Genomic DNA, 10,814 nt, shown 5'->3' with positions numbered 1-10,814 from the left:
GAAAGGGGCAAATCGCGTCATTCCTGGCTACCTTCAGCGGTCATTCAACCAACCGAACATAGCCGCCCTCGGTTTCGATCTGGCCGGCAATACGATTCAACCGTTGAATCAATTGATCTTCAACGCCCTCTGCGCCGAAGCCTGCACCATCGATAAAGCTCATGCGTTTTTCACCCTCGGTGCAAATCAGCAGGCCCGGCGTCGCTTCGGCGTCAAACAGGTTGCGGCCAAAATCCTCTGGGTCGCCGGGGCGAATGCCGACAAAATAAAATTTGATGTTGCGGGCGCGGAAGCTGGAACACAGATCGCGGAAGCGCTGCGCAGCAAAGGTGCGGGCGGGATCCGTGCCGGTTTGACCACTAAATGCATTGCGGTTGAAGTTGTAGCTGTCGGTGTCGAACCAGTTACCAATCGTGTTAGCCATCATCACGATCACCTTTTGCCCGTCACCGTTGCCGTCCAGATTGAAATCTAGCGGCAGCGTGGCATCGCCCCAGCCGTCTGAACCGCGCATGTTGGGTGACAGCGCCGCGCCCGCCCATGACATGCCGATGGCGTAATTCGTGTTGAAACGGGCAGAAAACTGTTCGATACGCTGATTCAGCCTGCTTTCTTCATTGGTCAGCGGCATCAGCGCGGCGTTCGGGCACCCTTTGTCTGCCACGATCCAGCGGGTATCTACCGCATTGGTATCGTCAAAATCGGGATTCGGGCCGCGCCAGGAGATAGGTGGTGCGCCGGGACTGCCGTTTTGCGGCAAATCGTGGCGGTAATAGACCTTGAATTGGCCGACGGGCGGTTCATCCCAGAAGAAGTTTTCTTCCCGACCCAGCCCACGATACATGCACAGCAGGTTAGCGCGACGATCAGGAAAACGGCGGTCGGCCATGCTACTCACCACACCACTGGCAAACAGCGAGCGCAGTTCTGGCGGGTTCAACGCACCCGGTGCAGCCCAGCGCCGAATGCGGTTGGCGTCTTCCGCATCGTATACGCTAACCGACTGGCTGTACGGCACCAGCGATAGCCACAGGTTGTCACGTTTGCCGTCTGCGCTGCTCAGCATGCGCTCAACGAAACTGCGGCTAACGCTTTTCAGCGAACGGATATCCCCCTCACTCATATCCCCCGTCACCGGCATGACAAAGGCAATTTCGGTCGGGCGGTTGATGACTTCGGAGGTCGAGTACACTTCTTGTTTTCTCGCACCGAGGCTCAGCAAACTGGGTTTGGTTTCGAAGGCGACGGTGACGGTATAGGTTTTACGCGTCTCGCTGTTGCGCCCTTCCGTGACGGACACGTCACCTGCTGCCAGTTTTTCACTCAGAGCACTATTCATCCCCAGATTGTTTTTAACGTAGTCATACGCCAGCTTATTGGTCTCTTCCTGACTGTATTCTTCGCCATTAATGGTCGCCTGATGCCCGACGGCCAACGCAGCGGCATCCGTCGCACGTTTGATTTGCGTTGCGTCGCCGGTTGCCGTGGAGGTATCGACAATAAAAGCCGCCGTCACCAATAACGCCATTGCACCCAGCGTATAGAATGCCGTGCCCGCGCCTTTTTCCTGCTGAATAAAGGCAGACAGGCGTTCACGCCAGAACAGAGTGATTCCGGTAGCGTCTTTTTTTACTCTTCTGTTCTGTAAGGTTTTTTTCATTCCTTCCTATCCTGTATTCCTGGATTCAGCGCGTACTCAGCCCGCCCATAAAGCGGGAAAATAAAAACGACATTGCTCATATGCCTATAGATTTTTTAATCGTTTCGTTATTCCGGTAACGAGAAGCTCGCTGCCGTTTGCGGTCTATTTGCCGCTTCTGTGTCTTATATAAAGCCCGTCGTTATTGCTCTTCTTCTTCCAGACCGGCCTCTTTTCTGAGTACCTCATCCAGCTCAACCACGTCGATAGCGACCCGGTTGACTGACGATGCATGCAGCAGGCCACCCAGTGACAGGCCGCCCAGCAGACCCACATCCTTTCCCTGACGGCAGATCTCAACCACGATCATGGAGATATTCTTGCTGCCCTCTTCGCGGTCTCTTTCTGGCAGTTCAGGAAGATATTCTTCACCCGGCAGCGTTTCACTTTCCGTACACAGCGCTTCTGCCGTGCCTCTGCTCAACTGCCAGTGCAGCTCACCGGTCTGACGCACGTTGCTGATTAACAGCTGGTAATTTCCTGCACCTTCCGTTGGCAACATCGTATCGAGTAGCCCTTGTAGCCCCTTCTCATCCAGCTTCTGCTGCATCGCTAATATTGACGAAATAGCGCCCGCACGCTGTTCCATGCGCGTACGTTCAAGCCCGACGGTGTAGATATCCGCGCACAGCGACCCAATCGCCAACACAATCGGGAACGCTAACGCCGTTTCTACCGCCGTGGAGGCACGGTGAGAAAACCAGAAGCGGCGCATCACGCTCAGGAAACGGCTGGTTTTCGATACACGACTGGTTTTCAGTAACCGATCAGTCATTGCGCAGTTCCGTCCCAAACACATGTTTGTACTGATAGCGGAAGGTGTCACCCAGCGTTAACACTTCCGGCAACGGCGTAATAAACGCCTTTTTAATCTGCACCGTCACGGACCACACCGGCAGCGTCGTCGTTTCCTCGCCATTGGGGTTGTCCTGACTGCCATTTCCGTTCGTCAGCCCGCCAAGCTGGCTCAGATTGTCGAAGTGCAACACGCTGACGGTTAAATCATCTTCTTTGAGGTAGCCGTATCCCGCTTCAACCATGCGCGCCTTTAGACGGGTTCCCATCTGCTCCGCGCTGTCCGAGGCGAGGTTATCAAGGCGGAAAGCCTGCACGGCTTTATCCAGCGCGGCGCTGCCGGCAGCGATCACCAGCCCGATACGCGCCAGTTCAAACAGCATCATCACCCCGACCAGCACCACCGGCACCAGAAACGCCACTTCCGTCGCAATCACGCCGCGCGTGCTGCGCCAGTGGCGTTCATGACGCGGCACGATGCTTTGTACTCTGCCTTGCACTATGCCCTTGTCACGCCACGGGCCGAGATTACGAAGCCACGCCATTACTCAGGCATACTCAATTGCAGGCGTTGACGGCTGGATAACAACAGCGCTTCACCGCGGGATTTATCCTGCTGCATCTGCTGTAAACGCTGATTCAGCTCGTCGATCAGGCCATCGATACGCTGTGGCTGGGCAATAGTTGCCAGCGCGGCACGCGCGTCGTCGTCTCTGCCGCTAGAGAGATAGGCCAGCGCCAGATTCAGTCTGCCAGTTGCATTACTCTCATCCACCGAACGCAGCAGAGAAATCGCCTTGTCTGCGTTGCCACTTGCCAGCCATGAGAGCGCCAGATTGTTGAGTGCCGCGACATCTGCCGGGTTTATTTGCAACGCTTTTTCAAACAGCTGACGCGCTTCGGCGTGTTTGCCTGAGGCATCCATCACCACGCCCATGCCATTGAGTGCGCCCGCGTCATTCGGCTGTGCTTTCAGTGCACAGGCAAAGTCGGTTTGCGCCATCGCATTACGTCCCAATGCCAGCTGCGAACGGCCCATTCCCAGACACACCGCCAGCGCTTCTTCCGGCGTCATTTTATTGGTATCGCCGCCCAGCGCCTGACGTGCTCGTCCGTACAGCTCCAGCGTTTGCTGCGGTGAACGCGCCAGAGCCGCAACGCTGGCATACTCCAGCATCTCTGCGCCTTTTAGCGCATCGCGGCTGTCGAGGCGCGCGTACACTTCCGTCGCGGCTTCAACACGCCCTTGATCGCGCAGCAAGCGTGCCAAACGCAGGCCTTCATCTTTACTGCCTTTAATCGCCATCGAGCTGCTGCATCCCGCCAGCACGGTACTGACAATCAGCAGTGCCAGCATGGGCGCGCCGCGCTTAAGTTTTGCTACCAGATCGACCATCTTCGATAACTCCATCGGTTGTAACCGTTGTGATTTCCGGCTGATACCGGGAATCGATGTTTTTTAAAATAAATACATTAAAATCAATTCGTTAAAAAATAAAACGCTACTGCGCCAGCAGGCGAATCACTCTCACCAGTGCAGGCGATGCCATAATGGCGATAATCGGTGGCAGGATCAGCGCCATCAGCGGCACGCTCAGTTGCGCAGGCAATTTACCCGCTTTCTCTTCCAGCCCCAGAATCAGCGTCTTGCGGCTTTCATCTGCAATCGTGCGCAGCGCCTGAGACAGCGGCGTGCCGTAGCGCTCCGCCTGAATCAGCGTCGCCACCATACTTTCGATCTCGCTGACGCGGGTACGCTCCGCCAAATGCTTCATCGCCAGCGTACGATCCGACAGGATCTGTAATTCGGCGGCGGTGTAGTGCAGTTCATCCGCCATTTCCGGTGAAGACAGCCCCAGCTCTTTCGATACCACCTGCAACACGCGTCCGATAGGCAGGCCGGCTTCGGCGCAGACCACCATCAGATCCAGCGCATCCGGCACCGCACGCGCCAGCTTTTCACCCCGGCTTGCCGCGCGCCATTTCAGCCACCACTCGGGCACCATCGAACCGACAAAGAAGCCAATCAGCCCCGCAGCTACGCCCGTCAGGCCCGCACGGTCAGCAGGTGGCAACCATCCCCACACCAGCGCGATAGCGAACAGCGCCCCGGCGGCAAATTTTCCCATGACCAGCCAGCCTACCGCTTCGCTGCGGCGGATCCCGGCCAGATCCAGCAGGCGGCGCAGATTGCGGCGATCGCGATCCGATCCCGACAAACGCTCGCCCTGCGTGGCAATCGGCTGCAACAGCTTTTCCAGCAGGGGAGAGAGTGTTGCTCCCTGGCCTCTCAGGATATTTTCCTGAGAGGCCGCCTCTATAGAGGCGACGGGCAGATGCCCACGCATGCGAATTTCCAACTGCTTGTATTGCTGCGCTTTATGCTGTGTACGTGCAAGGTAAATCCCGGCCACCATCAGCATGAGCGCCAGCAGCAGTAAGGGATCGTCAAAAACAGTCATGAATGGCTCTCCCTTTACCCTATCCGTTTAACCATAACGTGCGTGATCAACATACCGACCGAGACGCTGCACAAGGCGTAAATCAGTACCGTCGTCCCCACCGGATCGGAGAACAAGAAACTGAAATCCTCCGGTGATTTCATATACAGATAAGCCAGACAGCCGGGGAACAGCGCGGCGACAATCTTGGCAGACGCGCGCGCTTCCGACGTTTTGGATTGCACTTTCAGTTGCAGTTCCCGACGTTCACGCAGCGTAGCGGACAGACGCTCCAGCGTTTCCCCCAGTCGCCCACCCGCTTCCTGATTGATGATCAGAATCACCACGAAAAAGCGGTATTCAGACATCGGCACCCGTGTCGCCGAGGCCTGGATCACCTGACGCAGCGGAATCCCCAACCGCAGCCAGTGATCGATCGTCTTGAATTCATTCGCCAGCGGCCCGGTCAGGTGCTCAGCGACAATCGAGAAAGTATTCGCCACGGGCACACCGGCACGGCAACTGCGGGTAATGGCATCAATGGCTTCCGGCAGGCTCTCGCGCAGCGCTTTCAGGTGTTTTTGCAGCGTCGAGCGGAATAACAGCATGCCGATACTGATAAACAGCACCAGCGTAAATATCAGCCCCATCGTGAGCGGCAGCAGGGTACGTTGCCCCAGGATCATGCCGAGAATCAGGCTCACCGCCGCCAACGAAAGGGAACGCTGAAGCAGGTTCTTTTTCCAGCCGATGAACGTCATCTGCGCCCAGAGGATCGCCAGCCAGCGCCCAATCACCGGGACACCCATCAGCGGCGTGGCGATCTCGTCACGCAGAATGGAATCAGACGCCACGGCGGCAGCCGATGGGCTGACCTCGTTCAAAATCTGCTGCCAGCGTTGTTCACGCTGCATGCGCTGCTGCCGTGATTTTCTCCAGGCGTTGACCGCCAACAGCAGCATCAGCACGCTGCCAAACACCAGCAACGTGATCAGATTCAGGCGTAAATCACTCATCGCGTCTCCTCAGCCCGTCACTGCGCATCGAACAGATGCGCTTTATCGCTGTAGAACTGCGGGCGCTGAATGTGCTGAACATATTCACCCGTCAACAGACCTTGTCCATCCATCCCCTGAATGTTGAAGCTGAACAGATCCTGAAGCTGGATCACTTCGTTCTCCATGCCACACACTTCGGTAATGGACACCACGCGGCGCATGCCGTCACGCATACGTTCGATCTGCACGATCAGGTGCACCGCGCTGGCGATCTGACGGCGGATCGCCATCAGCGGCAGCTGCATGTTGGCCATCATCACCATGTTTTCCAGACGCTGTATCGCATCACGCGAGGTATTGGCGTGCACCGTACACAGCGAACCGTCATGACCCGTGTTCATTGCCTGCAACATGTCGAAGCTCTCACCGCCGCGCACCTCACCCAGAATGATACGGTCGGGGCGCATACGCAGGGCGTTACGCATCAGATCGCGCTGGTCGACGCGGCCAGTGCCTTCGGCGCTGACAGGACGGGTTTCCAGCCTCACCACGTGTTCTTGCTGCAATTGCAGTTCGGCGGCATCTTCAATGGTGATGATGCGATCGGTGATGCCGATTTTCTGCGACAGCGCATTCAGTAAGGTGGTTTTACCCGCCCCCGTTCCGCCGGAGACGATCACGTTAACGCGCGCCTGCATCGCTTTATTCAAGACATCTGCCATCGCGTAGGACATGCAGCGGCGCTCTGCCAGCATTTCCAACGACAGGTTGCGGCGCATAAATTTACGGATTGAGATCGTGGTGCCGTCGATCGCCAGCGGATAGGTGATGACGTTGACGCGGCTACCGTCCGGCAGACGCGCATCCACCATCGGGCTGGCTTCGTCGATACGACGCCCCACCGCGGCGGCAATACGCTGCGCGGTGTTAAACACATGCTCTTCATCAATGAAGGTAATCGGCGACAGTTCCAGCTTGCCAAAACGCTCGACAAACACCTGACCAGCACCGTTGACCAAAATATCGTTGACCGTGTCATCCGACAGCAGCGGCTGGATCGGCCCGATCCCGGTCATCTCATCCAGCATTTCGGCGGCGATAGCTTCTTCTTCCTGCCGCGAAAGCTGCAAGCGCTGCTCATCACAGATCCGGCGGATCACCGTTTCGATCTGCACTAACAGCTTGTCACGCCCCATCATCGCCGCTTTACCCGCGTCGATCTGATCGTAGAGCTGTGCGCGGATAATCCGACGCTGGCTGTTTCGGTTGTCCGTCTGGCGGGCAGCCGGTGCAGATCCAGAAGACGTGTTCGCCGCAGGCTGTGTGCGGTTCTCCGCAGCCGGACGCGTTTTCAGTTCTGCCACGTTGGCAGCAGGCGCAGGCTGAGGCGTACTTTTTCCTGCTTCACTTTTTTGCAGGTTATTCTTGCGAATCAACATAATCCTTAACCCCAAAAAACAGTCCGTAACCCTTTGAAAAACGGTGCACGCTGAACATCATCACGCGCGTTTTAACCAACGTGAGAACCAGCGTTTTTCCGCCGGTCTGGCACGTACGCCGCAGGCCAGATCGACCAGTTGGCGTAATCCCTGCTGGAAGGCAGGTGCCGCAGCCAGATTCAGTGCGCCGAGCGTCAGGCTCTGCGACAGTGCGTGGCCCGCATTCGGCAGCACGACATCAATCTTCCGACCGGTAAATTGCTCGAACTGATCGCGGCTTAACGGCGCGGTCGTAGCAAAACGGCTCTGGTTATGCACCAGCAGCAGGCGTTGTCCTTCGCTTTCGTCGCCGATCTCATTCAGCACGCGCCGCACATTACGCGCATCCTGAAGCGTCAACTCCGTCACGATGATGCGCAGATCCGCGTAAGTCAGTACGTCCAGCGCACCGGTTGGGTAGCTGCTAGGCAGATCCCAAATCACCTGATTGAACATGCGGCACAGCGCGCCGCCGAGATTCAGCACGTTATCCACGTCAACCGGAGCCAATTCCCCCAGTTCCGGTTTCTGTGCCAGCAGGTGCAGACGGGTATCCACGCGCAGCATGGCACGCTGTAATAGTCGGGTATCCAGTTCCTGCGTCCCCAACACCGCCGCCAGACCCGCGTCATCGGTTTGCCCCTGCAACAGCAGTTGATCGCCGTTACGACGGTCAAAATCCACCAGTGCCACAGGCAAGTGACGCTCGCCGGACAGCAGGCGACTCAGCCCCATCGCCACGGTACTTGCGCCGCTTCCGCCGCTGGCGCTGACGATAGCAATCGTTCTGCCCATGCGGGCATATTCTGGCCCAGCCTGTTGGCCTTCACACTTCGCCAGCGTTGCCGCCAGCAGATCCAGCGTGAGCGGCTTCACCAGATAGTCCACCACGCCCGCCTGAAGCAGTGCGCGATACAAACCGACATCCTGCTCTTTGCCTATCGCAATCACCTGGCTGGTGGGGCCGCAAACGCTCAGCAGTTCTTCCAGTGCCGGAAGTGGCCAGTGCGCCCCTTCCAGATCCACCAGTAAAATACGCGGCGGGACATTCAGCTCGCACCATTGGCGAGCCGCGGCGATACCGCCAGACATCACCGGAACATCCGGCTGTTTCAGACGGGCGAAGAGATCGCTGAGGTCAGCCACATCGCGTACGTCATTGGCGAATGCCACCAGCGGTAGCGCCAGCTCTTCACCATCGTTAGGGGTAATTTCACTCATGGAATGTCACGCCCTTAATCTTCTTCAAAGTTAATGTCGATGAGCTCTTTCACTTCACCTTTGTGATAGCGTTCGATGCTATTGACCGCCGCCACGCCATCCGCACTATCCAGCGCTTTCGCCTGAATCAGATCGCGTGGTTCGGCGACCATCATCGCCAGATTGTTTTGCGTAGCACAGCCGAGAGAACCAATCGCCTCATAGGGCTTCACCATCAACTGATTGGGGTCATTGATCGTGCAGCGGGTGGTTTTGACCACCAGCGCTTCGGAGATCACTTCCAAATCGCCATTCTGTCCACTCGCCGTAGAACGGCGCATCTGTTTCACATTCTGTGCATTAGCACCGGCATTTTTCAGCACGGTAACCAGTCGCCCTGCCATCTGCTCGCCGCTCGCGCTGTGTGGGATAAGCGTCAGCGTCTGTGCGGAGAGCCGTCCCTGATCTTTCAACATGATATTGAGTTGTCTCAGGGATTCAGGAAGGAAACCCCGCCCGTTCGGTGCAACCAGTAACGGCACGGACACCGATGAAGGCTGGACAGCAATGGGTTGAAGCCCAGGCTGATCAAAGCGCTGCATACGTACGTCGTTAATCGGCTTATTCCATCCGCATCCTGCCAGCAGAACAACGGCGGTAAGCACAGCCGCACGCATGTGCAGTGGGCGGAGCAGAGGGTAACTGTTGTTGATCGTTTTCATGTTTTATTGCCCCTCGCGGACTCAGTAGAGATAGCCGATAGATGCAGAACGCGGCATAGACGAATCCAGCATTTTTACGCCTTGTCCCGGCGTCTGAAGATCGCCCGCGTTAACCGGCTCAACGACATAGGCGGTCGCGATAATCACCAATTCCGTTTCTTCCTGACTGGTGGATTCACTTTCAAACAGGCGGCCAAACATCGGGACGCTACTTAATCCCGGCACGCCGTTGATCGTCTGGCTACCGGCACTACGCAGCATGCCCGCCAGTGCAAAGCTCTGTCCGCTGGCCAGCTCTACCGTGGTATCCGCACGACGTACCGTTAATGCCGGAATACGCGATCCGCCTTCCAGTTGTACGGAACCGACGTCGGTCAGTTCACTGACTTCCGGCGCAATGTGCAGGCTGATGCGATTAGCAGAGAGCAGCGTTGGCGTCATGCGCAGAATCACACCGTAGGATTTGTAATCGATGCTGACGCTGTTATTGGTGATCAGGACGATTGGCACTTCACCACCCGCAGCAAACGCCGCCGTTTCGCCTGACATCGCCGTCAGGTTAGGTTCAGCCAATACGGTCGCCATGCCCTGCTGGTTCATCGCGGTTAACAATCCGCTCAGTCTGGAACGACCAAAGTTCAGGAAGCCCGCATCCGTTGGGTTAGCAAATCTCCCCGTCGTGGCGTTGAACAAATTAAGACGCGATCCGCTGCCTGCGGTCATGTTGCCGCTACCGGTGCTCAATGATGCCGCCCAGTTGAAGCCCAGTTCACTGGTTAACTTGCGGGACACTTCCACCACGCGCACCTGAATATTGATTTGCGAAGGCGTTTTGATTTTGAGCTGGTTGATCACTTTGCCGGAGGATTCGCTGGAGCCTGGCAGTCTTTCGCCACCGCCTCCACCACCCTGCCCGCCGCCGGAGGACGCGCTGATATAAGCCTGTATGCTGTCGATCACGCGCTTGGCGTCCTGCGGGGTATCGACGCTACCGCGCACAATCACACCGCTGGGAATCGAGGCTTCCAGTTGGATATCCGTACCGGGGAATTCACGCTTCATGCGCTCACCCAGCGCTTTCAAATCATGCTCAGACACCAGACGAATGGCGTTGATCACATTGCCATTTTCATCCATCGCGTAGAGCGTAGTGGTGCCGACGCTTTTAGCGTAGACAAACAGATTACCCGGTGAAGGCAATTCAAAACTGGCAATATTCGGATCGGCCACCAGCACGCTGTCCGGCAGCGCATCAAGGTGCAGTAACCGTCCCTGATTCACGGTCAGTCGCACCTCATCGGTGACTGGTGCTACCGATACCCCGGCAGCCAGCGTGGTCTCAGGCAACATCATCGTCGTCAGCGTGACAGGCAATACTGCATTAAACAGGCCAGCGGCCAGCAATCGTTTGCACGTACCCCGAAAGTCCGATTTCAAAAACAGCGAAAACATCGTCATTTACTTAATTCCGTAATGGGCTT

At 56.9% G+C, this 10,814-nt stretch carries 10 protein-coding genes; all 10 read right to left on the bottom strand.

Features of this window, described 5'->3' with window-relative positions; translation table 11 throughout:
* Positions 1-40: 40 nt before the first annotated feature.
* Entirely contained in the window at positions 41-1,660 is a 1,620-nt protein-coding gene (locus EIP93_RS04135) for a Tad domain-containing protein (protein ID WP_109225334.1), read from the bottom strand.
* Positions 1,661-1,841: 181 nt separating this feature from the next.
* Positions 1,842-2,474, bottom strand: a complete 633-nt coding sequence (locus EIP93_RS04130; RefSeq protein WP_010295718.1) for a TadE/TadG family type IV pilus assembly protein — start codon at positions 2,472-2,474, stop codon at positions 1,842-1,844.
* A complete protein-coding gene (locus tag EIP93_RS04125; protein WP_039507600.1) occupies positions 2,467-3,039 on the bottom strand; it encodes a hypothetical protein in 573 nt (190 codons plus the stop codon). The genes EIP93_RS04130 and EIP93_RS04125 overlap by 8 nt, the downstream gene beginning before the upstream one ends.
* Entirely contained in the window at positions 3,039-3,890 is an 852-nt protein-coding gene (locus tag EIP93_RS04120) for a tetratricopeptide repeat protein (protein WP_103861377.1), read from the bottom strand. Before EIP93_RS04120 ends, EIP93_RS04125 begins: the two co-directional genes overlap by 1 nt.
* A gap of 106 nt (positions 3,891-3,996) precedes the next feature.
* Positions 3,997-4,956, bottom strand: coding sequence for a type II secretion system F family protein (locus EIP93_RS04115; RefSeq protein ID WP_125232305.1), 960 nt, complete (start codon positions 4,954-4,956; stop codon positions 3,997-3,999).
* 14 nt (positions 4,957-4,970) lie between these two features.
* On the bottom strand, positions 4,971-5,951 hold the full coding sequence (locus EIP93_RS04110; protein WP_039470877.1) for a type II secretion system F family protein: 981 nt from the start codon (positions 5,949-5,951) through the stop codon (positions 4,971-4,973).
* Between the two features lie 17 nt (positions 5,952-5,968).
* A complete protein-coding gene (locus tag EIP93_RS04105) occupies positions 5,969-7,372 on the bottom strand; it encodes a TadA family conjugal transfer-associated ATPase (protein WP_039534640.1) in 1,404 nt (467 codons plus the stop codon).
* A 60-nt stretch (positions 7,373-7,432) separates the two neighbouring features.
* Positions 7,433-8,632 carry a CpaE/TadZ family protein gene (locus tag EIP93_RS04100; RefSeq protein ID WP_119158914.1) on the bottom strand — a complete coding sequence of 400 codons (1,200 nt, stop codon included), beginning with the start codon at positions 8,630-8,632 and terminating at the stop codon, positions 7,433-7,435.
* Positions 8,633-8,646: 14 nt separating this feature from the next.
* Entirely contained in the window at positions 8,647-9,333 is a 687-nt protein-coding gene (locus tag EIP93_RS04095) for a CpaD family pilus assembly protein (protein ID WP_103941857.1), read from the bottom strand.
* A 21-nt stretch (positions 9,334-9,354) separates the two neighbouring features.
* Positions 9,355-10,791 carry a type II and III secretion system protein family protein gene (locus tag EIP93_RS04090; protein ID WP_125232304.1) on the bottom strand — a complete coding sequence of 479 codons (1,437 nt, stop codon included), beginning with the start codon at positions 10,789-10,791 and terminating at the stop codon, positions 9,355-9,357.
* Between the last annotated feature and the right edge of the window lie 23 nt (positions 10,792-10,814).

Source organism: Pectobacterium versatile (genome assembly GCF_003932035.1).
Classification (GTDB): domain Bacteria; phylum Pseudomonadota; class Gammaproteobacteria; order Enterobacterales; family Enterobacteriaceae; genus Pectobacterium; species Pectobacterium versatile.
Note: the sequence above shows the minus strand (reverse complement) of the source record. Positions and strands in the feature narration are given on the sequence as shown.